This is a genomic window from Burkholderia sp. WP9 (assembly GCF_900104795.1).
GTDB lineage: Bacteria > Pseudomonadota > Gammaproteobacteria > Burkholderiales > Burkholderiaceae > Paraburkholderia.
This window is the reverse complement of sequence record NZ_FNTG01000001.1, coordinates 3,512,485-3,537,236: the sequence shown is the minus strand read 5'-3', so window position 1 is coordinate 3,537,236 and position 24,752 is coordinate 3,512,485. Positions and strand designations below refer to the sequence as shown.

The following is a 24,752-nucleotide window of genomic DNA, read 5'->3' as shown; positions in this document are numbered from 1 at the left end:
TTTCCCCACGGGCTTGACGACCCGGCCGCCGGGCGGACGCCTTGGCGCCACGAGCGCATCATGGTTCACCGCTTTTGAGACCGGATTGCTCGGCCAACCAGTCTGCCACCACAGCGAGCCGCGCGCGTTGCGCCTTGTCCGTAACCAACCGCGTGCTCAAGCGCAGATCCATCAGCACGCTCTTGATTTTCCAGCGCGGCACGTCTTCCCTGGCGACCTTTTCGGCGAGATCTTCCGCGAGATCGGCGTTAGCATCGTCGAAGGCAAGGGCGAGCCAGGTCGGTCGCAACCATTCGTCGGTGATGCCGCGCCGGAACGCACGGTCGCAGCCGGCACTCGCGAGCGCCGATGCGACATGAGCCCGCTTCTGGTCGTCGCCGCGATTGCGCTTGCGGTACAGACGCGCGAGATTCGACGAGCAGTAGTATTGGTTGAGGTCGAGATCCATGCCGCGTTCGTAGCAGTCGATCGCCTGGTCGAGCAATCTCGACTGCTCTCGTGGGTCGACGGCTTTCTGGTACAGCCGCTTGTACCGCCCGCCCAGCAAGCCGAGTCGTTCCGCCGAAGGCCCGGCTATTTCCAGCAAGGCCGTCAACTGGTTGATCGCACCTTGCACGTCGCCCGTCTCCGAGACGGCGAACGCGCGCTGGGTCTGCACTTCGGGCTTATCGCGGAATTCCTTTGGCAGCGAGTCGATGAAGGCGAGCAGCTTGCTCCAGTCGGCCGGGTCGTCGATCGAATCCCGCAGCAGCAGCAGCAACGCAAACACGACGCTCGCCATCAGGGGCGGCACTCCGTGCCGCTTCACGAGCTCCTGCGCCGCCGCCATGCGCTGTTTCTCGGGCAGCAGACGGACATTTCGCACGGCCGACTGAAATAGGGCGAGGTCCATCATGCGCTGCTTCATCGTCGATGCGAGGGCGGGATCCGGGTCGCTCGGGAAGCCCTTGACTGCCATGAACATCGGCGACTTGCCATCCGTGAGCGCGCTGATGCCGGACGTGATGCGTTCCCGAATGACCTGCGCGGTGGCTTCGTCGATATCGCCGTTCAGAAGCGGATAGCGGACCGTGCGCATCTGCGCCACGTCGAACAGCGGCTGCGACCAGTCCGCCGCGAGCATCACGCAGCCCGTCTCTTTGGACGCATGCCGGATGCCAACCTCGTAGTAGACGTTCCCGTTCGGGATGGTCATGTCGGCGAGCACGAGATCCGCGTAGTAGATGCGCTCGAGCATCTGCGTGATGATCATCGAGCCGGTGTCCTGATCCGCGCGCACGGCCTCGTAGCCCAGCGCCTCGATCACCGGCACGTAAGCACGGTCCCACAATGCGTTGAAGTTGATCTCGCCCGGGCCCCGCGCGCGATCGGCCTGCGTCGGCTTGCGGCCGTACGGCATGATGACGAAGCAAAGTGGTTTCGGCATGACTGCCTCACTGTGTCGATCCGAGTGGATGGATAGGTGCTTGCGCCTCGCCGCCAGCCGCCTTGACCGCTTCGTACATATGGCCCGCGCCGCCGGGGCCGTCGCCCGCCTGGCCGTCCCATACGCAAAGGAAATGCACTTTCAGTGCCCCGCACGCCAGCGCGCGCTGGAGCATCCACAGGTTATCGCGCTCGTAGGGCGACGCCTGACGCTCTTCGTCGGTCCGCGGCCCCGCGAGGACGAAGGTGCCCGCCCGCTCGTGCGCGCGAACGGCATCGAAGCGCTTGCGCCAGTCCGAGCCCGCGAAGTCGACGGACTCCTTCACGAACACCTCCGGCTCGAACGGCAGATAGAGATCGAGATGCGCACCGTAACCAAGCATCAGTTCCGCGAAGATCAGATCGCCGCCGCACGCGCCGCCGCAGATGGCGAGGTCGTCAATGCCCGCTTGCTGACTCGTGAGCCGCGCGGCGATGTCCGCCGTCACCGCGGCTTCACGCTCCGGCGGGAAGCGCGGTTGCAGACGGTCGGGACGATCGATCATGTGTCCGCTGAAGAGAAAGACGCGCTTCGGCACAAAGTTTTCAGGCACGTTTCAAATCCTTGTCGATGAGCGTGGAATGGCGTGCGATACGAGCCAGCCTCAATAGTTCCATTCGGGCTCCTCGCCGACCGGCAACACAGTGAGCATCTGCTTCGCGAGGTCTTCCAGTCCTGGCCATTCTTTGCCCACCATCGGGCCGAACCATTCGAGATAGCGAAGGATCTGGCGTCGCGTGGAATACACGTGAAACGATGATGCGCCCGCCAGTTCGACCAGACTGCGGCAAGCCTGTACCGCCTTGTCTATAGTCGGTGTGCCAGGTTCGTGAGGAGTATCATGCAGCCAGGGTTCGATCAGGCTCAGTTCCGCGATGTTGCCGTGAGCCCACGCGCGATCCTGCACGGAACCGTTCTCCGCGTCGTTCCGCGATTGCGCGTCCGCTGTGATCCACAAGGGCCTGACCTTGGACTCCGCCCAGTCCGGGAGCGGCAGGCGACCCAGAGTCCGCAGAAATAACGTGAGCGATACATATTGCACCAGTTCCCAAGGGTGCGACCGGTTCAGCAGATAGGCTTGCCAGTACCAGGCTCGCGAGCGCTCCAGTTTGTCCAGCACCTCCTTGCCGGCTCTCTTCGTCGTGCGGGAACCGAACTTGAGCGAGTGGTAGAGCATCTGCGCCTCGCGCTTCTCGGTGCTCGCGAGCTGCGCCAGGATTCTCGCCCTGTGAGCCGGGTACGCGTCATTCGCCGCTTCGAGCCGCTCCTTGGCGTAGGCGACTTTTTTCTGCACGTGCCCGAGCATCTCCTTGCGCTTGTCGTCGTCGAGCATCTGGTGGCGATCGCTGGAGCCGGATTCCAAATCGGAAAACGCCACCATGACACGATCGGACACACGCAACGCATTGTTGATGCTGCTCATGGCCTGCTGGATGCTCGCGTCGGCCAGTTGATCATCGAAGTTCGGCGGCAGCGATGCGTACGCGACGATGCTCGCCCAGTCGTGCTGATCCTTGAAGCAGGAGTGCATCCGCCGGCGCAGGCCGACCAGCAGCTTGCGCGGGTCCTCGCCCCACAGCAGGCCTTGATAAAGATCCTGCACGAGCATCACCGAACCGCCGAAGGTCAGCGGATACTGGCTTGCGATCACGAGCGGAATGCCCGCCTCATGCAACGCGTGTCCGATGCTCGCACCGACGCCCGTCACGTCGCCGACCGCGCCGCTGCTGCAACTCGCGAGCGTCACGACGGCCGGCCGCACGAACTTGCCCGGCTTATCGCGGCGCGGCGTGCGCAGAATGCTTGCGAGGCGTGCCCCGGACACGACTTCAAAGCCCTTCGGATCAGTCGTCGACGCAAGCGCGACACCGAAACGCCGGTCGTATCCCGACAGAAGATCGACGCCGTGCGCAAGAATGTGCACGTGGGTGTAATCGTTGGACGCGCAGGTGCGTTCCAGGGTTTCGACAGTCGCGTCCGGAAGCACGGACAACCGTTCCTCGATGATCGCGAGCCGTTCGTCGTCATCGAGATCATCCGACAGCGCGAGCCACGGCGTGAGCGCTTCGCGCAGCGCGAGCAGATGCGCCGCGGCCGGCACTTCCAGGAAGCCGGGCGGCGAAGCATAGGCGAACAGGATGCGCGGCTTGCTCGGCCAGCGCAAATATCCCTCGGGCACGCGCCGTGTCTCGCGCGTGATGCAGATGGGTTGCTGCGTCTGCAGTGAAAGCGGCTGGCCTTCGCCAGGAAAGCCGCTGGGCGCGGTCGCGAGTTCGAACGGCAGGAGCGCGAGTTCGGAAGCGGACAGGATCAACCGCAGATGCGTGACCTGCTCATCGCCCGCAGCGGCGTCGGTGCCGCGGCGGTTGAGATCGGCGGTGAGGCCGGGAATTTCGCCGAGTAGCTTGCCCAACACCGCCGCCGTGTCGCCGAGCTGGAATTCCCGCGCCTCCGGTCCGAGCTGATAGCTGAGCGCGCGCAACCGGTAGAGCATCTGGTTGTGCTCGAACGGAACGTGCAGCGTCACCGCGCTATGGTTCTCGCACAACGCGATGTACGCCGTGAGCGGCGACAGCAGTTGATTGTGCGACGGGCCCTGACGGAGCAGTTCGAGGGTAATTTTGCGCATCGTCACTTTTCCAGCAGGCTGTTGGAAATGGCTTCAAGCTCAAACGCGTCGCCGTTGACGCGCTTCACGCGCCGCAGCTCGCCTTTGGCGCCGTTGCCGTCGTCGTTCTTCCATATGGCCACGACCGTGCAGGGCTTGATGACGAGGTCGCCGAACTCGTCGAGCTTCGTCATGTTGCCCCCGTTGAGCGTTTCGAAAACCCTGGCGAACTTCTGCGGGTTGCCGCGCACGGCGGCGTCCAGACGAATCAGGCGCGCCCACGTGCCGCTGTTGAAATACAGGCCCGCGCCCCTCCTGCGTTTCAGCGCACGCGCCAGATGCGTATGGCCGGCGACGGTGATGTCGATCTCCGGCCCGATCTCCTTGTCGAGTTGCACGGCGGTGTCGTCTCGATCCGTGATGTCAAAACTGCGATCCGCGTCGAGCTTCTCGAGTGCCTCGCGCAGCACTTCGCTCGTGGGCGCATCGCGCGACCATTTGATCAATGCGCCGGCCATGTCGAGGCGTTTGCCCTGCACTTGCGCCACGAACGCGATCGGGTCGACGCCCTGACGCACCAGCGCATCGGCCATCGCAAGCATGGCGCGGCCGTCGCGCGCCTCACGTGCGCCGGGCCGCTCCGGCGAATCGAGCAGACCGCCGGGCATGGGCGCGGGCTGCACGGGCTCTCCTGCCGCAATGTGCTCCCCGCCAAGCATGCCGCCCGGCTTGTACACCCCGGCCCAAGCGCGCGCGAGACCCACGCTCGCGAGTTTCATGGCGCTGCCGAAGTCGCGCATCGTCTCGGGCCCGCACGCGGCGAGCGTCGGCACGACGCCCCCCACTTCCGGTTTGAGCAGGTCGACAAACGGATACTGCCGCTTGATCAGATTCATCACGTCGATGACCATGCGCGAGCCGGCATTGGGAATCCACGGTTCGACAGGGCGATTGAACTGCCTGTCCCGGCCGATCTGACGAATCTTCTCGAAGTCGGCTGGATTCCAGCGGTCTACTTCGTTGCCGTGCACGCACAGCACGCTCTGGCCGCCGACATTGCAATGCACGCCCGTTCCATCGAGCACGAGATGCAGGCGCGCATGCGCTCCGCCGGGAGATGACGCATCGCCCGTCAGGATCTGCACGAGCCGCTTGCGCACCCAGGGCAACGCAAGTTCGAGGTCGTGATTGCCCAGATTCACGATCAGGCGGCGTTTGTCCTGGTTGAGAAACACCGTCAAGGCTTCGAACACCGGCTTGAACGTGGGATCCTGCAGGGCGATACGTTCCAGCTTTCCAACCGCACCGTCCGAATCGAAATACCGGGCCCCGTCTTCCGCCAGAAAATCGATGAAATCGCCATTGATGACGAGCGCGATCTCCTGTCCGGGATCGCGCCTGGTGAGATCATCGATCAACCACACCAGTTCGGTAGTGGAGCCGAAAATCTGGAATCCCGCCGGGCCGCCGAAATGCAGATCGGAGATGACGTAAAGCTGATCGACGCTGTGAACCGGATTCAAATCGACCTCCCGTTGTCGAGGTCCAGCAACGCGAGGCGCGGGATGTGTGCCGCGTTGTAAGCGCGCCGTCGCGCGCCTCTTTCGTAAGAAGAAGATAGACGACGCGGATCAAGCCCTGCAATGCGATGTGCGCTCGAATGTGTGGCGGCGCACATATAAAACCGGCTCCTGTCGAGTACCACACGTGCGCCGATGCTCCGGCGGCACCCTTATCAGCATGAGCATCGGGTCGTCGCACGGCACGCTGTTCAATGGATCAGCGGATGCATAAATCACCGTCCCGGCAACGCGCGCAACGATGTGTCACCACGCAGTCGGGCAAGCGTCGAACTTGATATTCCCACGCGGCGCACTATAACCATTGAGCAATCCGAATAAAAGAATCCGGAGAGCGCCGGATACGAAAGGCGAAAGCAGTCGAAGCGCTCTCCGGTTGCCGCGCGACAAAGCGCTGATTTGCGCAACGACTTAAGCCGTGGTTTCGCGCCACGCATGCTGGTGCATGACAGACACGCCGCCCGCACACTCGTCACTCAACGGAGCAGTACCATGTCAGCAACCGCCGCGAGCGCTAGGGAATATCTTCTCAGCACCGAATTGCCCGAACCGGGCGAGTTGGGTGTCCCGGCGGCAGGTCCGGGATTGCTGGAGGGCGATGAAAATCCGCTCGACCAGTCGCGCACGCAAGCCATCGTCGTCGGGTCGAACGTGCTCGCAACCGAGACCGGCATGCCCGTCGCATCGCGGGAGGTCATCGCCAATTCGCTGTTGCTCGCGCAACTGGTCGTGAAGAAAAAGCAGATCGATGCGAGCGATGCCCAAGCGTATCACAGTGCCTACGGCGAGGTGCTGCGCAGTCTCGGCTGGATTCTGACCGGGGAGGAAAATACCAGGGTCGACCGGCAGGGCATGCAGTTCGAGGTTCATGAAGCGATCCTCGCAGTCGCGCAGGTCGCTCTGGGCGGTGCGCCGGGCGCGCTAAAGATCGTTCAGATAATTCTCTCGCAGCTGGCCGCCACGGAGCCGCATCCGTGGATCACCATCTTCAATCGCGAGACCAAGGCGTCAAAGACGTCGAATTTCCAGCTCTCCTATACGCAGCAGCAAGGCGATCAAATTGCGGCCACGCTGATGTCCTTTTCGCTCGAGGCGAACTCCGCGATCACGCAAGTGCTCGTGTTCCGCGGTGGCGATGAATCGGTGACCTTCTCCAGCTCGCGCTCGGGCGCCCAGATCAACATGGCCGTCGTGGACTTTATCAAGGACGACTTGCGCACCCGCCTGCAGAAATACGTCCAGAACTACATCAGCACGCTGCCCGATCTCGACTAGACGCCGCGCAACGACGACCCGCTGCGCGCCGCCGGCACGACCGGCGGCGCCGTCGCACTGCGCCTCTGCGTAACGCATCCATCACGGTCGAGGTCAGGGCACCGTTGGCGCGACCCGCGTGTCAGCATCGCAATGCACGGCGTATAGCAGGCCGAGCGGATTGTTGTGCTCGTTCAGAAACTCGCTTCGCAGGTCCAGGAACGTCCTCCCGAGCGCGTTGCCCTGGAGGAACCGGGTGAAGAACGCGCCCGCCCACTCCGCCGCAAAAAGCGCCGGCATGCGACATTCCGTGCCAATCACGCCGCGCGCGCCCTTGCTCATAAAATAAGGCGCGAAGCCGTCGTAGAACGCCGGTGACATCTCCGCCGACTCGCAGGCGTTGATGAACACGAGCGGACTGCCCGCAAACTGCACCTCCGTGCCCGCATCGAGCGTGATGTCGGTCAGCGTGCGCGACGCGTCGGTCAGTGCGATGCTCGACGCATAAGGCCCGCCCCGCTCCGCCAGCCCCTTCGACTCGGCGTGGCAATAGAAGTAGATGATGTGCTGCGGTGTTTCGCCGTCGTTCAGCGCCGCCATCAGTTCGGTCCAGTTGGAACGGGCGCTCACCTTCACGCGCGCCGCCGGCAGACCGCTCCAGTATTGGCGCTGCGTCGCCACGAACGGCATGCCCATCTGGGCGTCGATGGTGTCGTTGAAGTTCACGCCCACGTTCAGGCAGGGCTGATCGCTGCAGATGGTGTTGTCGACCGTGATCATCGGCTCCTGAAGCGGAATTTGCTCGACGATGTGCCGCATGCCGAGGAAATTGGACCAGTCTAGCGCGGTGCCCTGCGCGACGCTGCCAAGGTACAGCAGGCCCCACGGCACCGGCATGCTCTCCGCGACGATCTGCAGCTTGAGCGGCCTGTCCCGATCGCCGCCGAGCTTGCGCAACAAAGCGGCGATGGCTTTGGAATCGGGTCCGGCCGCGGGCCCTTCGAAGAGCTTTTTCAGCAAGCTCGCGCCGGCGCGCGCCATGACGCCGAGCGCGATGTCGAGTTGGTCCTTGGGAATGTCGACGCCCGACTGAAAGCTATAGCGCCCGTTCGCATCCTGCTGCAGGACGACCGTCATGAGCGCCTCGCGCGCGACCTTGATCGCATCGTCGATGAACGCTGCGGTGATCGGCAGGCGTGCGCGCATCGCCACCGGCCCGCACACGACGCAGTCGTAGCCGCCCGACGAGGGCGAGATCAGGAACATGAGATCGCGCGGCTGCAGTGCGGCGCTGGTCGTGAGCCGTCGCCCGCGCGAGCTGACCGCCGACGCCGCACGCGTCTGCCCGACGACGATGGTCATGTCGATCTGCTGCACGAAATTGCCGTCCTTCGAGATGATCGCGGTGAGGCGGCATGGGCCGTCGTGAAACGGCGATATATCGAAGCGCGCCTTGGTGCGCGACGGTCCGGTTTTTGGCACACGCATCAAGGCCGTGTTGCCCGACACGTCGAAATCGGTGCTCTCGAGTTGCACCGTCAGCGCGATCTGTTCGACGCCTGCCGGAAACAGCGTTTCAGTGGGCACCGCCAGTTGTGCCGACGCGACCTCGCCAGACTGCTCCACGTCGACGTTGAACGCGAGCGTGTACCAATTGCCTTTGTACAGGGGCTCGGTGGGTCCGAGTTCCTCGAAACTGGCGTTGATATAGCGAGGATCGCTCGCAGGCGCCCCCGCTGCGTCCGACTCGGCGGACGCAGCGGGGGCCGCTCCTCCGGACGAAGCGGCGCCCGCCGATCCTGGAGGCGGGGCGCTTTCCGGCAAGCCGGCACCGCCAAGCAATCCAAAGTCAGGCGTCGCGGGCTGGTATGACTGGAACGGGTCGGTCATCACGCCGCCGAGCCCGGCGGCGCCTATGGGGTCGGCCAGCGTCGCGGTCGTGCCGAGGAAAGCGCCGGAGCCGCCGGCGGGCATGCCCGGCGTCACGGCCTCGGCGCTGGCAAGCACGGCTTCCCAGAAAAGATGCGCGACTTCCGGATGAGCGATGTCGCTATGCGCGCCGGACGCTCCGTCGCCATTGCAGATGATGCGGCTCGCCTCGATGTTGTGAATCGTGCCGCACTGGAACCGATAGGAATCCGAGACCGCCTGGATCATGGAATCGAGCGCACTGTCGTCGCCGCGAATGCCGAACGCGCCGATGCCGCCGTATTCGGGATAGGAATCGCCGAGCACGAACTGTCCTTTCAGCCGCGCGCCGAGCGGATAAAGCCGTCCGACGGCGGTGTCGAACCTGGAGCGCGTCGTGACGATCGGCCCGCGCACGAGACCGCGCTGCGCGATGCGCCGGAAGTACCCCGCCGTGCCCGGCGCATACGGTATGTCGGCTGCATAGGCCCAGAGCGACAAGGCACCCTGCACGAGAAAGAGCGTATCGACCGGGCGCCTGAGGACCGGCGCGGCGGCGTCGCCCGGGCCCGAAACCATCGCGGACACCATGATGCTGCCGAAGCTATGCCCCATCAAATGAAAGCGCGCGCGCGGCGCGGCGTCCTGAAGCGATATCAGCATGCTGTGAGCGCCGGACTCGCCGAACGAGCGCGCGCGGTCCTTCATCTTCCAGAAGGACAATTGACGCAAGGGCGAAAGAACGACGTCGCGCAGCCCGAGCAAGCCAGCAACAGGCCCGTCGCCGCTGCTCAGGATGCCAGCCTGTTGCGCGATCACGCCGGCGTCGAAGTTGTCGTGATCGGCGCCCGGCCGACCGCCAAGGTTGCCCGAATGCAATCCCGAGGCTCCATAGAGCCGCTCATACGCATCGTCGATAGCAGACGGCAGCGCATCCTTCGGGGCGCCCTGCGGCACGCTCCTCGTGTAGTCGAGAATGGTCCGCACCGACTGCGTCACCTGCATCGCTCGCTCCGGCGGAAGCCCCTGCGAGAGCTGCCGCACGATGACTCCCTCGTCCTCGTCCTCGTTCCCGGTCGGTGCGGCTCCCGGGCCGAGCAGCGCCCGCGCGTCTTGAGCCTTCTCGTCTTCCATGCCCCAAGGCAGACTCGGCCAGTGCAGCCCGATGGTGACCGGAGTGAATCCGGCGCGGCGCGCCTTCATCTTCTCGATGTCGCCCTGAACCTCGGCCATCGCGCCGATCCATCGGTCGTACTGCTGGATGGCTGCAGGAATATCGCCCTTCCAGCCGTGACTAATGATGAACACGTCGGTCACGGGCCGCGCGGGATCGGCCACACACTGACGGATGATTTCGCTCATCTGGCTACCGTCCGCTTCGGTGCGCTCTTTGCCGTCTTCGTCAATCAGCACGAGGTAGTACTGCATGTCGTTGATGGAACGCAGAGGCATATCGGTCTCCTTTGATTGCTCACCCGCGCGCACGGGGTGCCGCGCGCCCGACTGTCTCGACGACTAGGTAGAATGGGAAATGGCCGCAAACGGAAGGCAGCACCCGCAGCGCGGGCACTGCGAGCTCAGGGCAGACCGCCTTCGAACAAGACTGCTTCGAGTTCGCGCCGACGCACGAGACCCGCCATGTTGGGCTTATCGGCCCACAGGCGTTTCATGCTGCGCAACTGGGCGGGTACATCCGCGAGATTGTTGTTGGCGATGTCCAGCTTGATCGCGCGCATCTCTTGATAGCGGTCGCCGTCGAGCGAAAACGATGCGCCGCGGTTATAGACCAGCGACACCAGCGCCCCCAGGCAGTCGGGCGAAAGTTCGGATGAACCGGGAAGCGCCGCGGCGGCCTTCGCGGTGGTGCGGGGCAGCGTGATGTCGCGAAATACCCTATGGGCCGCGGCGAAGCTGACGTCGACGTCGCTCACACTGGGCAGCGCCTGCTGGGCCTTCGTGCCGGTCAATCCGCATACGCCCTTCATCTTCGCGATGGCGCCCGCATCGAGCAAGGCTTTCCAGTTCGATTCGAATTCCGCGGCGGTGACGTAGCCCGCGTCGAAACCAATGGCGATAGTCGCGCCCGAATTTCCACCCGGCCACACCGGATGGCGATAGCGCTTCTCGTACACGGTCTCGCTCGTCACTTCGAAAGCGATGATCAGATCGACCGCGCGGTCCGAGATCGGCGGCAACGGTCCGAGCAACATGTTTCCAGCGTCCGGATGTGCTGCGTCGTAGTCCCGTCGTTCGTCGTCGAGCGGTCCGCCTGCGCGCTCGCCGAGTTCCTCAACAGTTTCGCCCAAAAGGCGTTCGAATGAATCCATGCCCATCTCCTCATCGGCGCATTTGATTCGGTTTCCTGCATAAAACGCCAAAGCTGAGAAGCTATCGTTTCGGTATTTTACCGGCTTAGGCGTTCTCTCCTGTCGACTTCGATGGCGCGTCGTACGACACGACCTTGATTCCGCGGTGGCCGCAATGGTGCGTGTCACTAAGCATAGGCCCAAAAACCCCGCTGACAACCTGCCGCGGCCGCGTTGCGCCAGCAGCGCGCAAGTCTGTCTTTCGCTGCATGGAAATTGGCCGATAAGTGCGGTTTTCAAATCACACAAACGGCGCAGACCTCGTAGCCAGTGAAGTCCTTGAGGACTATGAGACATTGCACAACCGCTTCAACGCTGTTGTTCGCTTTCATGGGAGCAAGGCCCTGATCCTCGACCACGGCGTCGAAGCCCACAGGTGGCTGCGGTTGAAAGCAACCGACCCTTGGGAGAGGGCCAATCGAAGGGTCATCCGCCTCGCTCAGTCGTGGGGCCGACCGGGCGACCTTGGTCGCGATGTGGGACGGCAAGGCAACGGACATGGCGACGGGCGGAACCGGGCACATCGTCCGGCTCGCGCAAGAAGCCGGCAATATGGATATCCAGCACACCTAGGCACTGCTGAGCGATTGATCATATGTCCGAACCGGTCAGGCCACTTGATCTGCGTGAACCTATGGCGCATTCTTAGGTAGCGCGAATGTTCGCTTCGCGCATCCGCATCAAGTCATATGCGGTGGGATGGGCTCCGGCGAATCGACGGAATATTTCGGGCAGACTGCGATGAGATGGCGCGTTTTCTACTCCTATTCCCATAGAGATTCCGAGTTGCGCGATGAGCTCGGAAAATATCTTGCGCCCCTAAGATTTCAGGGGAAAATTGAGGAATGGCACGACCGAAAAATCGAACCCGGACACGATTGGGCGGCGGAGATCAGCGACAACCTTAAATCGGCGCACTGTATCCTTTTGCTGGTTAGCTCCGATTTTCTTGCTTCGGAATACTGCTTCGGAGTTGAGGTCGACGAAGCTCTCAAACGTTTGAAGCGCTGTGAAGCGCGAGTGCTGCCAGTTTTGCTTAGACCGTGTCTATGGGAGGAATCGCGCTTTAGCGAACTTCAACATATCCCCCGTGACGGAAAAGCGGTCACGTCCTGGCCATCAAGAGACGAGGCCATGAAAGAGGTCGCCCACGAGATCCGGGCTCTTGTAACACAGCCGATACCGTTCCAAGACGAAACCTCAGAATCTTCGGTTGAGCACGAGCAACGAACGGACACCATTGAACTGGTGCGGAAGCAGGTACTTGCTTATGCACGCCTGTACGAGAGAACACGCCAGCGAATGAGCGCATCAAATGAACGAACGATAAGAATGGAGCAGATTTTTCAAAGGATGAGGTCGATTGCTTTGAGTTCGTATCCGTTACTTTGCGAACTGGTAAATAGTCCCTCGCCGGGCGAGCGCTTAGCCGCAGTTGCTATATTGCAACTATTCTCGGACGAGCAGTCATTTCCATTTTTGATCAACTTGATAAGGTTGGAAAAGCCATTCGTCGGGTATCAGGCGGCCAAGGCACTGAGAGTTGCGGTCGACTGCATTAACCCCCACTCATATCCGAAACTTTTGAAGGCGATATGTGAGGCGCAATCTGCGCTCGAGTCAGCCATGATAGGGTTTGACACAGATCGTCGGACCGTCTTGCGCGAGGCCGAGTCGCTTCTTCAGGCAAACATGGTCGTGATATCAGCCGACAAGCGCTCTGCCGATTAGTTGGGTGTGACACGGTTCGTTTGGCTTTTTGCAGCGGATCGTTGCCATGTCGAACGTTGGATGGTTTTTTTCAGAATGCCGCCCTCAGACTCTTCGCTCCGTCGCCGGCAGTCAGTAGCGGGCGTTTTGCAGGTCTCGAGGTTTCAGGTCCAGCGGTAGGTCGCGCCATGCGTCCTTCGCCGCGCGATAGCCGGGGCCGATCGCAACGCTCTCTCTCGTTCTGTCTGGCTTCGCGCCGCTATTGACCAGCAGGACGAGCCCTCCGAACCGTCACTGCGCAGCCCCATGTGAATGCCGTCGGGCCGCTAGTAGATCCCGCGTGGACTCGATAGAGCGCGACGATTTCAGAGGGCGTGTTCCTCGGCTCGTGGTGCCTTCAGGCGGCTGACCAAATTCGGTGAAAAACCATCGAATTCTTCCCAATAAAACACTGAGACCGTCGCCCATGTTATTCGCCACACTAAAGCTATCGCTCGGCAAAAACCGCTAGAGATTTTGACGATTGGGTCAAATTAGATCAGGACGGCGCCACGCAGCAGTGTCGCGAGTCATGCCGGTCGTGTTCGAGGGGTGACGCCCGCCTAGAGCCTCGTCGGAGAACGCCTGAATCGGTGGCGGCGCGGCAAATAATTAGGGGCACACCAAGGCGCTACCACTTTGGCGCGAGTGCAGGCTAGTCGCACTAACTCTGACGCACCCACAAGACACTTATGGCGCAGCTTTATCTAAGTCTTTGATTTAATGAGATGGTCACTCCCACCCTACTTGCGAGTTACGCTGTAGGGTGCTTTGTTTCTGGAGACCCATCATGCAAAGTGTGACGTTGGTTGGAATCGATCTGGGCAAACACTCGTTTCACCTCCACGGTCAGGATCAGCTCGGTCGAGCGGTGTTTCGCAAGAAGGCAAGCCGCAAGCAGCTCGTCGAGTTTTTTGCCACCTTCCATGCGTGCACCGTCGTCATGGAAGCCTGTGCTGGTGCGCATTTCCTGGCACGCAAACTGACCAGTTTTGGGCACCAGGTCAAACTCGTCTCTCCGCAATTCGTGCGGCCGTTCGTCAAGAGCAACAAGAACGACTTCGTGGACGCCGAGGCGATCTGCGAGGCGGCATCGCGCCCGTCCATGCGGTTCGTTACGCCAAAGACCGAATCACAGCAAACGCTAGCGGCATTACATCGGATGCGCGAATCACTGATCCGCGACCGCACGAAGACGACCAACCAGATACACGGTTTCCTACTTGAATTCGGCATCAGCCTACCGGTTGGCCACGCCGTTATCGCCCGTCTACCCTCAGTGCTTGCCGAGCATTCGTTGCCTGCACGCCTGATCTCGATCCTTGAGAGACTACATGCGCACTTCAATTACCTCAGCGAACAGATCGGTGAGATCGACAGGGAATTGGTCCGGCAGCTCGCTGACGACGACCTCGGTCAGCGCCTGCTGTCAATTCCCGGTGTCGGTCCTGTCACGGCCAGCGTACTCGCGGCAGAGATGGGCGACGGCAAGCAGTACGCCTGCAGCCGGGACTTTGCTGCCTCCATCGGACTGGTGCCTCGCCAGTACAGCACAGGGGGCCGGGCTAACCTGCTAGGCATCAGCAAGCGAGGTGACAAGAACATTCGGCGTCTACTGGTGCAGTGCGCCAGAGCCTACATGATACGGCTTGAGCGGCAATCCGGCCGCCTGGCCGAATGGGTTCGCGCCATGCTTGCACGCCGACATTCCAACGTGGTGGCCTGTGCGTTGGCCAACAAGCTGGCACGAACGGCCTGGGCTCTCGCTACGCGCCACACCACGTTCAATGCGGGAGCGAATTCGATGGCAAGCTGAGCATCGGACTCCGCATATATTTTACCGCAGTGCACCCACCTGGTTTTGCGATCGCTGAAATTTGATGACGTGAATGGCACACCGGCCTGGCGGACAACCTGAACACTAAATTGGCTTCCGAAGCCGAAGATTTTTTCAGGATCACCAGGCGCGATTCTCATCGTGGCGCGGGGAGCTATCTCCACAACGACGCCGGATAGATTTACGCAAGCCAATCCACTACATCAAAAACCAGCCTTGCAAAAATGGGAGTGACCATAGATTTAGTATGTGCAGTCGCATTAACTCTGGCGCCCTACGGTAGGTAGACGCATAACCTGAGAAAAAAAGACCCATAAGTTGAGAAACCTATGGGTCTTTCGCCTTAATAGCGCGGGCTTATTGGCGATTAATTTACGTGCACCTGCATTCCCGAAATACCTCCGAGAGCAAGTGAGCGATTAAGAAATCGATAGCGGCGTGGATAAGCTAGCTTTCCGGAGGGTGCATATTTCCGGGAGGATGCCTTTTAAGTCGACATCGACTAATCGTGGAATCGGGCGAAATCGGTGACGATTAAAAGAAACATGAAATGTGTTCGACAGTTTTTGCTGAGAGCTCGATGACGTATCGCATATCACTAAAGCTTTGAGTGTCGAGCCTCAAGGTCGATTGCCGGTTTTCGCTACGACCGTCAAAGAACGGGGGCTTGTGAAATCGCGGCTTTACGGCCATGCAGATTGACGAAAGCATAGAGGTACGTTTGCTATTCCTACTAGAAGAGAAGTTCACGCTTCGCGCTCCACCGTTGCGGAGGCCCGAAAATGCCGCCTCCTGAGCACATGGGTTGGTTTGTCACCCACCCATCAATCAACACGACCGAAGGCAGAAGCGTCAGCGTTCTCGAGTTTGCGCATCAGCCGGACAATGCAATCCTGGCTGCTTGGGCTCGTCATTTTCGGGAACACTATTGCCTAGAAGCCGACATTGATGTCCTTAGACGTGGCACTGGCCTTTCACGTGCGCAGTTCTTGATTGAGCGGATTTTTCCGAACGCGGAAAATCCAGGACCTGCCGTTCAGGCGGGCGATTTCGCTGAGATACTCGTTTCGGACTTTCTCGAGTACAGTCTGGACCACTGGGTGCCTCGCTGGCGATTCTCCGAAAAAGCCACTCCAAATGAGTCGGTCAAAGGCACTGACATCATCGGACTGCGGATATTCGAAGGGATTTACGCTGGTACGCCATCGACTCGTTCTCCCCCCGGCACCTCCGCCGCCGACGAATGGCAACGCCCAACCGCAGAACGCACCGGCAACGACACCACCCGCTGCGCAGAACACGACGCCGCCCGCCCAAGATGTGCTTACGTTCTTCAGCCTCTACATGCACACGCTGCCGCTCGAAGGCTACGGCCCGGGCGCGCAACCGAATGGTCCTGCAAAGACGCTACCTGGCTACTATGGCGCGACGGAAACGTATGTTGTGGGGACGAACGCGCGTGACCCGCAATTGAAGGCGACGGGCGAGCCTGACGGCACGACTGCGGGTTTGCGCGTGCGCGCCTCACATTCGGGGCACGCCGCCGTGATCGGATGGCTACCGCGAGACACGAAAATCAAGATCGGGCAAAGGCACGGCGCATGGGGCAAGATTTCCAGCTTCGTGGCTGGTGCGTCGCAGCCCCACAAGCAGGGCGAAACGCTGAATGCGAGCGTGGCCCAAGGTTGGGTTTATGTGGGCGAGATGGATAAGGAAAGCAAGCCATCGGCAGTCGACCAGATTTATATCTTGCCGAAGCCCTACAAAATCGCGGCGGGCGAGACCGTTGCCTGGATCGGTGAATATCAGCGGCTTGTGGAGGCGCGCGCGCACCATACCTTGCCTCCCACACTCGGCGAACGCCCCCTGCTCCACGTCGAGGTATTCACAGGAGACGATCTGAATGCGTTCATCTCGCGTAGCCGAACCCGAGCGCAGCAACTCGATGCGAAATCACGCACGTTGCTGCTGATCTCGAAGGGCGCAAAGTTGGTGCAACCCGCTTCTTCCGATATGTCGATTCCCGCTGGCACGAACGTCAAAGTGGCATCGGGCTCGCCTGGCAGCGGTCCATGGTGCAAGGTCGTGAAAGTGGACGCGGCGGGACATCCGCTCAGTGGTCCGGTGCCGCTCTGGATCGCGCGTGCGGATTTGCAGGGCGGCGGCGACCGTCAGGCATGGAGTCAGTTCCCTCTGCGTGTGCAATCAGCTGGTGGCCAACCCGCGGCATGGCCGCGCGTGGTCACCATCGGATCGGCACTGCAGTGCGCTGAAGCAGAAAACAAGACGTGGTACGCGGTCAGCATTGGCGACGAGAATGCCGGACAGATCGATGGCTGGGTGTGCGATCATGGACATCCGCTCGTCGAACTTAAAAGCCCGTGGGACTGGCCCGGTTTCGATGTCGTGAATCTCGACGCTTCGGTTTCTACCATGTTCGAGCGTGCGTTATACATCGCCGATAACGGCACGCCCGACGAGATAGCGCGTTTCGAAGATTCGTTCGACAACGCGCGTTCGGATGAGGCGATCAAGAAGCTGGAAGACGTCATCGACAGCCAGGAGCAGAAAGACGGCAAGATCACCGCGCGCGAACTGCAACTGGCGTTGGGCAAACCATGGCTCGCGGATCGCATCGATCACCTGATCGTGCGATATGAAAGCGAGTGGGGCGGTGAGATGAGCAAGTGGGATGCACTCGATTCGCATATGCGTGCCGGGTTGCCTGTGTGGTAAGCGGAGAAAAAGCGGATTGAAGAACTCAGGTTCTGGTCGGGCACGGCTGGCGTAACGCCAGCAAGCGCGAACGTTTACCATATGCATCCGGTCGGACTGGTGGGCAATTTTTATCGCTACGGTTTCCAGTTCACGCTAGCAATGATGCAACACATCTTCCCGAGTGCAAACGTTGCGACATTACAAGCAGCGATCACGGAATTGAACGCCAATATCAATCTGTTCAAGCTCGACAAACCACTCAGACGCGAGCACTTCTTCGCGCAAATCCGGCGCGAGGCGGGCCCGTCTTTGGCTGTTCATGATGGCGAAAGCCTGAACTATCCGCCTGACCGGTTGCGGCAGAAATTCTCGTATTTCCAGCAACATACCGACGAATCGGAATTGTATGGGCGTACTCCTCAGCATCCCGCCAATGAACAAGCCATCGCTAACCGTGCATATGCGAATAGGAATGGCAATGGAAACATTGCGAGTGAGGATGGATGGAAATACCGTGGGAGAGGCTTGATTCAGATTACGGGCCGTACCCAGTACCGGCACTTTACCGAATGGCACTAACACAATTCAGGTGGCTGGTCCAGCGAGGCGAGTCTGGACTTTCTGGTCGATTACGCGCTTGTCGGCGAGGTCAAATACGCAGTGAGATCTGCAGCTGCATATTGGATCAACAACAGGATGTACGAGACGGCCGATCATGGGGCGACCGAGGACGACGTCGACAACATCACCCGAGCGATCAATCCTGGCCTTTTCGCGCATCATCCTGGTCACCCGATCAGCCAGGAGAACATGAACGACATCGTTGACCGGCGAAATAATTTCGCCTCGATTCACAACTGGGGGGGATTGAAGTGATACGTACGGCAGGAATTTTCATGGTCGTTCTGTTGTCGCTCGTTAAATATGACGTGGTGAGTGCGCAGACTGAGTCGTCGCAGGAGGAACAGACGCTCTGCAACGAAGACGAGGCGGTCTATTTCAGTTGTCCGCTTGAAAACGGGAAGACCGTTTCCGTCTGCGCAAAGGACAACACAAACCCTAATCGTGGCTTCGTGCAATACCGATACGGCAGCAAGAACAATGCTTTCGTATTTCCGCCTGAGAATGTTCCGCCTGCCAGGACGGTCAAGATCACCGACGTCTCCGAAGGAAGTATTCGTGGCCTCCATTTGAAGTTCTCGAAGGAACCGTACACGTATGTCGTGTCCTCGGTCTCGCCGGGTGAACTCTATGTATTGAAAAATGGGAGAATTATTTTCGATAAGGAATGCAAAGCTTCAAGATACAAGAGCTTTTCGAACAAGATTTTCGACGGAGTCAACGAGGCGCCTGTGACGAAGGTCGACATGCACTGAATGATGTTCATAGGCGCAATTGCGGCAATTCATAGGGTGCCGCTCGATGACGATAGCTGCTACGGTGATGTCCGGCAGCAGGCTCGTGTCAAACCGGACCTTCCAGCGATGCCGCCCATTCTAGTGTGTCTGGCAACGCGCGAGAACGAGGCAGGTAGTGAACTCATGGTTGACGGTGAGCATATCTGTGGCTGGATCGCGCTGCACCGTGCCGCCGAGATCGGCGATCTTCTTCTCCGTCTGCGTAATGATTTCCGGGTGAAGCTGACGGAGGAACCGGTTGGTTTCGAGATAGCGGTAGTCGCGACCAGGCGTGAAACCCACGGTCTGGTATGCGCGGATCGCACCGCAGCGATACTCTCATCTGGCTCACATCCTGGGAATGCCATCTTGAAAAACGCGACCTTTAAATTTACAAAGGCAAGTGTTTCGTCGGTTCGGATCGGCTCGCCTCGCACGCAAGCTGTTGGTATCTGCACAGTGATCGCGATGGCATTTTTACTGACCAGCGGTGCTGTTGCCCCGGCACTTGCCGCCGCGCCGTCCTCCACGTTCCGGTTCACTTTGCCGGGGGGGACGGCGATTCTTTATGGCAACGCCGCGAACCCTCAAGCGCCATTGCCCCAGCGTGCATGGAAACAGGCTGTATTCCATTTCCCGACCGGAGCGACGTTCAGCTTACTGCCACGTGCTGGCGAGCGGGAAACGGGCGGAACACAAATGGAACCACCGAGCGACAGCAATATCTCGCCATCCGGTGACTACGTTGTTATCGGGCGAATTGAGTCAGGGTCGGTATCGTCGGGGCCGGGGCAGGCGGAGTCCGACTCGAGCCGGGAGTACTGTTCCGCTATTGAGATTCGCACGGGATGCATCACCGCCGATCAAACCGGTAAGATATGTGGAGCGGGCTGGCAGGTCGGGCAGCGCGCGCGATGGGGGACTGACGATCAGACGAAGTTGATGCTCAAGAGCGACCGTCCGTCGGCAAGCCGGTTGTTGCATTTTATCAGTGCTGGACATCCGCCACGCGCACTCATCGACGGCGATTCCGGTGCCGACAATCTCTTGCGTTGCGATCCGCCGTCGTCAGCCAATCGTGAGATCTATCGGAAGATAGCAGCCAGTTTTCGTGCGGCTGGTGCGCAGAGCGATGCAGGCCTGATCGAGGCCGCGCTGGCAAACGAGGACGGAGGTACCGCCGATACGCCAGCGCCGACGGCTGTGGAAAGCGGGCATCGTGCGATCGTATCGGCGCCAAAGGCGTCGCTTTACACGGCGCCCGATGACGCCCACGCGAGCCAAGCCTATCTGGTGCGGAACGATGCAGTGACGATATTGAAGCAGTCGCCGGCCGGTTGGGCCTATGTGGACTACGTCAATCGTTCGGGCAAACATCTGCTTCGATGGATCAAAACCGATCAACTGGCGATCGAGCCGTGATGTGATCCGCCATAGAAATCGGAACCTGTGGCGTGGCTTATTGATTCTCCGCGAGATTGTCCTGTCCGCTACTGTCTCCTTGCGCGATAGAGCACGCGGACAAACCAATGGACCGTCCTTAGCGAACCGACAAGTATCTTCAGTGTGGCCTCGTTGGCGTAATCGCAGCACCTCGATCATGAACAGCGTACGCGTTGCGGGACCAGGTCAATCGATAGATGATCGCTGGCGGCGATTCACGCAGAACCGAATCTAATTCTTAGGCTAACTGGTGCTTGGTAAGCCGTTTTCGGTGATGCCTGGTCGTATTTTCGCTAGATTCTGCGAATCACACGCATTGCGCCGCCGGTCACACGGCACCTACGCCGACGCCGCCGACCCAGCCTCGATTTTCAAAGGCACTTGCCGACGCTGTCGCCGCGGTGGCTTTGTCCGTTTCGCGCATTCCTGCGCCGAGTAGTGATCAATCTCCTGCAGGCCGGCCGGACTACCCCAAATCCCTTGATACAGCGTCATGTTTCTCGCGATGTACAGTAGCGTCGGATCGTCCTCTTCGTGGCACTCCTCCTCAAAATCGTCGATCAGCGATTCGATGTACCGGTACGCCAGAGTCCCTTTCTCGCGACGCGGATGGGTCGCACCGCGAACGATGTGTGCCCACTTCATCTCGAAGTGGCGTCTCACATCAACTCGTTCTTCGAGCTTGACGATCCGAATATGCGCCTTCGTTAGTTCCTGCGCATCAGTCGCCCGCTGATCTTCGACCAGTCTGACGACTTGGTAACTAAAGGTCGCCGTAAAGATAGCCTTGATGACAAGACCAACTGCCGCGAGTGATGCTTCCTCAAGGTCGAAGCCGTTTACGTTGGCCGTACGGACAGACGGGAGTCTGCAGTTTTACTTCGACACGGCCTATGTAGAAGCAGCGTGTTTTGCGCCGATCCGGTTGGGTGCGCAAGCGGTCAGTGCGTTCAAGGATGAAAAGAAGGCTGTGCAGTATGGATTGCCTTGATCCGGCTCGCGCGCGCTCATCCGGCTAGGTGAGAACGCTGAATTGCTGCTGCTCAAGCGACACCGTCTCGACAATCGTTTCGAACTGAGCCAGTAGGTCTGGTTGGCGTTGCCGCAGGTATTGAGCTACCAGTTGGTTCTCCACAAGCCTGGCGAGATATCCCTTTGCGAGCACCAGGTTCAGCACATCCTGTCCGTAGGTCTGCTCGACAAGTTTGTATTGCCCTTGCAGATTGCTCATCTCCCGCTCCATCTTCGCCATCTGTTCAGGGGTGACGCCGGTCAGCTTTGGCGGCTTCTTTCCATCAACCAGGCGTGCTGCGGGTGTTGCGACAAGCAGCGCTTCGGCATAAGGCACGGTCACGTTGTTCGCCGCTATCATCAGCTCGACGCATTCGACCTGCCGCGTCGGCTTCATTTTTCGAATTGCGCGAGCGAGGTCTACTGAGAACTGGCGATCTCCCAAAAGTTCGGCAGCTTCAGGACATATGCCGTCCAGCAGCGAAAGCTTCTTCAGGATCATGGACACGTCCATGGCGAGGGCCTTTGCCAGCCTCTCCGGCGACACACCCCGTTCGACGACGCGCCGGATCATATAATGCTCCTGGATGGTGGACAGCCGATTGACGCGATTGTTGTACGTGTAGCTTTCGTCATCGGTTGCAACCAGGCACGATACCTCGACAAATTCGAGCTTCTGCATCGCAATGAGGCGCAGGTGACCATCAAGCAGCACATGTTGACCCGTACTCTGATGCGCTGCCGTGACGGACAACGGCTCGATCAGGCCGATCTCCTCGATCGAGGCCTTGATCTGCTTGAACTTGCGGGAATCGATGATTGTCGCCGGCGTTTTGCGCGACGGCAGGATGCACACTAATGGAACGGATAGCGGCTCAGGAATGAAACCGAGCGTCACGCCTGTCATGCGACGCTCCCGCCCGACCAGACACGCTCGGCAAGATATTTCGGCAACGTTGCCAGTCCCTCTGCACGTAGCAGATTGACGAAGTTTTCATCGGCGAACATTTGTCGGAGTGCACCCACGACGAACATGAGCCGCTGCTGCGCAAATTCGGCCTTACGCACCATCGACTTCTGGCGTTCGACTTCATGCTGGTAGGTCCGCACCAGGCTCGATGTCGTTACATCCGTGAGCTTGCCCGACATGTTGTGTGCGGCGGAGCGCCCAAGCGTTTTCCGTCGTTCGATAATCCGTCGGGCGTCTATCAATTGCTTGCCACGTAACTTGCCTGACTCGTAAGCTTCCTGCAGAGCAGCCTGTATTGCCGTGTCGTCGTCACCGGCGCCGACAATAGACAGTGCGGCGTTAAGCGGAATTCGTCCTTTTTCCACTGCTATGACCAGTCGTTCCTCGCCACGATGCAGTAGCATCAGGATACCTTGGATATATGATTGCTTGAGCCCCGTTTTTTCCGCGATCACCTTCGAAGCGTATCCCTGCTCCTGCAATTGCCGGATACCGGCGAGGAGTTCGAGCGGCCTGCACTGACGACGCGCAATGTTCTCCGCGAGACTCATGATGAATGCGTCTTCGTCGCTGACATTCACGACCATCGCCGGAATGGTCGTCTCGCCGAGTGAACGGAAAGCCTTCAGGCGACCTTCGCCGCACACAAGCAGATACTTCTCGACGCCATCTGCTGTTGCACGCGGCGTGACCTTGATCGGTTTTTTCAGGCCGATCGCCCTGATGTTGCCGACGATTTCATTGACGACGCGGTTGTTACGCTCACGAGGATTGATGACCTCGATCTGGTCGATCGGAATCATCCGCACCTCACCCGCCTGTTGCTGCTGGTTCATGCCACCCTCCGGAGACGGGCCCGCTCAGCCATGCCATAGAGATAATCAAGCGTGTCAAAACGGTAGCTCTCGAACTCAATCCTGTTCTGGTCGGCGAGGCTGATACGCGTCTGGCCGAAATCCCGGCGCGGCAGGAGGTAATAATCGAGCGCAACGGAATTCGCGTGGTCGAGCCTAACGGCTACGGTAATGTCCGGCAGCAGGCTCGTGTCAAACCGGACCTTCCAGCGATGTCGCCCATTTTCGTGTGTCTGGCAACGCGCGAGAACGAGGCAGGCAGTGAACTCATGGTTGACTGTGAGCATATCTGTGGCTGGATCGCGCTGCACAGTGCCACCGAGATCGGCGATCTTCTTCTCCGTCTGCGCAATGATTTCCGGGTGAAGCTGACGGAGGAACCGATTAGTTTCGAGATAGCGGTAGTCGCGACCAGGCATGAAACCCACGGTCTGGTATGCGCGGATCAGGCTGCCGAATCTGTACATGTAAACGGAGCTTGATGGCATGCCAACAGTTTCGTCGATAACCAGGCCAGACAGGAAACCACGGTTGCGGTAAAGGTTGCGCAGACGCTCGATGAGCTCCTCATTCGAATAGCGCCGGGCGCGCGCCCGCATGATGCCCTGTGCTGTGTAAAACGTCTCACCTGGTACGATTGACTGGAATGCACTTTCCTGCCGGATCCACATGTCCGGTGTATTGACGACGCGCATCTTCTTGAGTTTGAACGACACGCGGTTGTAGACGTTATTGCCGATGTATTTCTCGTTGGTCAGTACCTCCCGTACAGTCGCTCGTGTCCATTCCCGGTCGAGATTTGTACGAACACGCATACCATTTAACCGGGCCGCAATCTCGTATTCATTTAATGCCCCGTCGATAAACCAGTTGTAGATGAGATTGATAATCCGGATTTCGCTCTCGGGCCCAGGCATAAGGATCACCCGATCGGTCTGCAGGCTCTTGTGCTCGCCTCGCTGAAGTTCTCCTTTCATGATCCCGTGCTGATCGATGAGGACGCGGCGCAAACCGTAGCCAGCCGGTCCGCCCTGCCGGAAGCCGAGCTCGATCAGCCGGCACTGGCCGGCAAACACCTTGGCCGACAATTCCCGGCTGTATTCACCGGCCATTGCCCGCTTCACTCCTTTCACGATGGTGGATACTGGCGAGCCGTCGTTTTCGAACTGTTCGGCGCAGTAGGCAACCTGGATGCCGACGCGCCGGCAGACATACTCGTAGTACGCACTTTCATCCGCGTCCTGGAATCGCCGCCAGCGACTCACGTCATAGACGAGGATTACCTGAAAATCCGCTCGACCACTTTCAACGTCCTTGATCAGTTGCTGAAGCGCCTGCCGCCCGTCGATACGCAGACCGCTTTTACCCTCGTCAGCGTAGGTGCGAACGATCTCGAGACGGCGCCGCACGGCATACTCCCGGATCCTGTCGCGTTGGTTCTCGGTCGAGTACTGCTGGTGCTCGGTCGACATCCGAACGTATTCGGCCGCCCGTACCGAGGGGGCCTGCGCGACGACGGCATCGCCTATGTGATCGAGTGACACGGTCCTGCTCCCGCTGCTTCGAATCCTCGCTCCCCTGCGTTTGCGTGC

General features: G+C 59.9%; 18 protein-coding genes and 1 pseudogene. 8 read left to right on the top strand and 11 right to left on the bottom strand.

The genetic code is table 11. The features are described 5' to 3' along the window. Positions 1-58: 58 nt before the first annotated feature. Genes BLW71_RS15730 through BLW71_RS15715 form a run of 4 tightly spaced genes read right to left on the bottom strand, consistent with a single transcriptional unit; the run spans position 59 to position 5,596 of the window. Positions 59-1,426 (bottom strand): TRAFs-binding domain-containing protein, encoded by a 1,368-nt coding sequence (locus BLW71_RS15730; protein WP_091797476.1) that lies wholly within the window; start codon positions 1,424-1,426, stop codon positions 59-61. Positions 1,427-1,433: 7 nt separating this feature from the next. After that, a complete protein-coding gene (locus tag BLW71_RS15725) occupies positions 1,434-2,018 on the bottom strand; it encodes a hypothetical protein (RefSeq protein WP_177205043.1) in 585 nt (194 codons plus the stop codon). Positions 2,019-2,069: 51 nt separating this feature from the next. Then, a complete protein-coding gene (locus BLW71_RS15720) occupies positions 2,070-4,094 on the bottom strand; it encodes a CHAT domain-containing protein (protein WP_091797473.1) in 2,025 nt (674 codons plus the stop codon). Positions 4,095-4,096: 2 nt separating this feature from the next. Then, positions 4,097-5,596: a metallophosphoesterase gene (locus tag BLW71_RS15715; RefSeq protein WP_091797470.1), complete on the bottom strand. Its 1,500-nt coding sequence runs from the start codon at positions 5,594-5,596 to the stop codon at positions 4,097-4,099. Between the two features lie 549 nt (positions 5,597-6,145). Here BLW71_RS15715 and BLW71_RS15710 point away from each other — a divergent pair. Further along, entirely contained in the window at positions 6,146-6,928 is a 783-nt protein-coding gene (locus tag BLW71_RS15710) for a hypothetical protein (RefSeq protein WP_091797467.1), read from the top strand. 93 nt (positions 6,929-7,021) lie between these two features. Here the strand turns inward: BLW71_RS15710 and BLW71_RS15705 are convergent, their stop codons facing one another. Further along, positions 7,022-10,267: a CHAT domain-containing protein gene (locus BLW71_RS15705; protein ID WP_091797464.1), complete on the bottom strand. Its 3,246-nt coding sequence runs from the start codon at positions 10,265-10,267 to the stop codon at positions 7,022-7,024. Positions 10,268-10,392: 125 nt separating this feature from the next. Further along, positions 10,393-11,142, bottom strand: coding sequence for a hypothetical protein (locus BLW71_RS15700; protein ID WP_143048349.1), 750 nt, complete (start codon positions 11,140-11,142; stop codon positions 10,393-10,395). A gap of 738 nt (positions 11,143-11,880) precedes the next feature. Between BLW71_RS15700 and BLW71_RS15690 the strand changes: the two genes are divergently transcribed. From BLW71_RS15690 to BLW71_RS40945, 7 genes are all read left to right on the top strand, one after another. Next, on the top strand, positions 11,881-12,912 hold the full coding sequence (locus BLW71_RS15690; protein ID WP_091797455.1) for a toll/interleukin-1 receptor domain-containing protein: 1,032 nt from the start codon (positions 11,881-11,883) through the stop codon (positions 12,910-12,912). Between the two features lie 808 nt (positions 12,913-13,720). Then, a complete protein-coding gene (locus BLW71_RS15685; protein ID WP_091797451.1) occupies positions 13,721-14,746 on the top strand; it encodes an IS110 family RNA-guided transposase in 1,026 nt (341 codons plus the stop codon). An 803-nt stretch (positions 14,747-15,549) separates the two neighbouring features. Further along, positions 15,550-16,230: a Hachiman antiphage defense system protein HamA gene (locus tag BLW71_RS42940; RefSeq protein ID WP_502686820.1), complete on the top strand. Its 681-nt coding sequence runs from the start codon at positions 15,550-15,552 to the stop codon at positions 16,228-16,230. After that, positions 16,112-17,503, top strand: coding sequence for a hypothetical protein (locus BLW71_RS15680; RefSeq protein WP_091797448.1), 1,392 nt, complete (start codon positions 16,112-16,114; stop codon positions 17,501-17,503). The genes BLW71_RS42940 and BLW71_RS15680 overlap by 119 nt, the downstream gene beginning before the upstream one ends. 81 nt (positions 17,504-17,584) lie before the next feature. Beyond that, complete coding sequence (locus BLW71_RS15675) at positions 17,585-18,064, top strand: glycoside hydrolase family 19 protein (protein ID WP_091797445.1); 480 nt, start codon at positions 17,585-17,587, stop codon at positions 18,062-18,064. A gap of 117 nt (positions 18,065-18,181) precedes the next feature. Further along, positions 18,182-18,361 (top strand): hypothetical protein, encoded by a 180-nt coding sequence (locus BLW71_RS15670; RefSeq protein WP_091797442.1) that lies wholly within the window; start codon positions 18,182-18,184, stop codon positions 18,359-18,361. A 20-nt stretch (positions 18,362-18,381) separates the two neighbouring features. Beyond that, positions 18,382-18,861, top strand: coding sequence for a hypothetical protein (locus BLW71_RS40945; RefSeq protein WP_143048348.1), 480 nt, complete (start codon positions 18,382-18,384; stop codon positions 18,859-18,861). 57 nt (positions 18,862-18,918) lie between these two features. Here the strand turns inward: BLW71_RS40945 and BLW71_RS42295 are convergent. The 5 genes and pseudogenes from BLW71_RS42295 to BLW71_RS15640 form a co-directional block, all read right to left on the bottom strand. Beyond that, positions 18,919-19,218 (bottom strand): annotated as a pseudogene (locus BLW71_RS42295) (recombinase family protein); the annotation flags it as partial. A gap of 1,446 nt (positions 19,219-20,664) precedes the next feature. Beyond that, positions 20,665-20,988: a hypothetical protein gene (locus BLW71_RS15655; protein WP_143048347.1), complete on the bottom strand. Its 324-nt coding sequence runs from the start codon at positions 20,986-20,988 to the stop codon at positions 20,665-20,667. A gap of 352 nt (positions 20,989-21,340) precedes the next feature. Further along, positions 21,341-22,243, bottom strand: coding sequence for a plasmid partitioning protein RepB C-terminal domain-containing protein (locus BLW71_RS15650; protein WP_091797433.1), 903 nt, complete (start codon positions 22,241-22,243; stop codon positions 21,341-21,343). After that, positions 22,240-23,142, bottom strand: coding sequence for a ParB/RepB/Spo0J family partition protein (locus BLW71_RS15645; protein ID WP_091797429.1), 903 nt, complete (start codon positions 23,140-23,142; stop codon positions 22,240-22,242). The genes BLW71_RS15650 and BLW71_RS15645 overlap by 4 nt, the downstream gene beginning before the upstream one ends. Further along, entirely contained in the window at positions 23,139-24,704 is a 1,566-nt protein-coding gene (locus BLW71_RS15640; RefSeq protein ID WP_091797425.1) for a recombinase family protein, read from the bottom strand. Before BLW71_RS15640 ends, BLW71_RS15645 begins: the two co-directional genes overlap by 4 nt. Positions 24,705-24,752: the final 48 nt, after the last annotated feature.

Excerpts from the sequence above, each read along its gene's own strand:
- BLW71_RS15650 (WP_091797433.1), bottom strand. The coding sequence starts at position 22,243 with ATGACAGGCGTGACGCTCGGTTTCATTCCTGAGCCGCTATCCGTTCCA.
- BLW71_RS15720 (WP_091797473.1), bottom strand. The coding sequence starts at position 4,094 with ATGCGCAAAATTACCCTCGAACTGCTCCGTCAGGGCCCGTCGCACAAT.
- BLW71_RS15645 (WP_091797429.1), bottom strand. The coding sequence starts at position 23,142 with ATGAACCAGCAGCAACAGGCGGGTGAGGTGCGGATGATTCCGATCGAC.
- BLW71_RS15710 (WP_091797467.1), top strand. The coding sequence starts at position 6,146 with ATGTCAGCAACCGCCGCGAGCGCTAGGGAATATCTTCTCAGCACCGAA.
- BLW71_RS15680 (WP_091797448.1), top strand. The coding sequence starts at position 16,112 with ATGCACACGCTGCCGCTCGAAGGCTACGGCCCGGGCGCGCAACCGAAT.
- BLW71_RS42940 (WP_502686820.1), top strand. The coding sequence starts at position 15,550 with ATGCCGCCTCCTGAGCACATGGGTTGGTTTGTCACCCACCCATCAATC.
- BLW71_RS40945 (WP_143048348.1), top strand. The coding sequence starts at position 18,382 with ATGGTCGTTCTGTTGTCGCTCGTTAAATATGACGTGGTGAGTGCGCAG.
- BLW71_RS15685 (WP_091797451.1), top strand. The coding sequence starts at position 13,721 with ATGCAAAGTGTGACGTTGGTTGGAATCGATCTGGGCAAACACTCGTTT.
- BLW71_RS15730 (WP_091797476.1), bottom strand. The coding sequence starts at position 1,426 with ATGCCGAAACCACTTTGCTTCGTCATCATGCCGTACGGCCGCAAGCCG.
- BLW71_RS15705 (WP_091797464.1), bottom strand. The coding sequence starts at position 10,267 with ATGCCTCTGCGTTCCATCAACGACATGCAGTACTACCTCGTGCTGATT.
- BLW71_RS15700 (WP_143048349.1), bottom strand. The coding sequence starts at position 11,142 with ATGGATTCATTCGAACGCCTTTTGGGCGAAACTGTTGAGGAACTCGGC.
- BLW71_RS15675 (WP_091797445.1), top strand. The coding sequence starts at position 17,585 with ATGCATCCGGTCGGACTGGTGGGCAATTTTTATCGCTACGGTTTCCAG.
- BLW71_RS15690 (WP_091797455.1), top strand. The coding sequence starts at position 11,881 with ATGGGCTCCGGCGAATCGACGGAATATTTCGGGCAGACTGCGATGAGA.
- BLW71_RS15670 (WP_091797442.1), top strand. The coding sequence starts at position 18,182 with ATGTACGAGACGGCCGATCATGGGGCGACCGAGGACGACGTCGACAAC.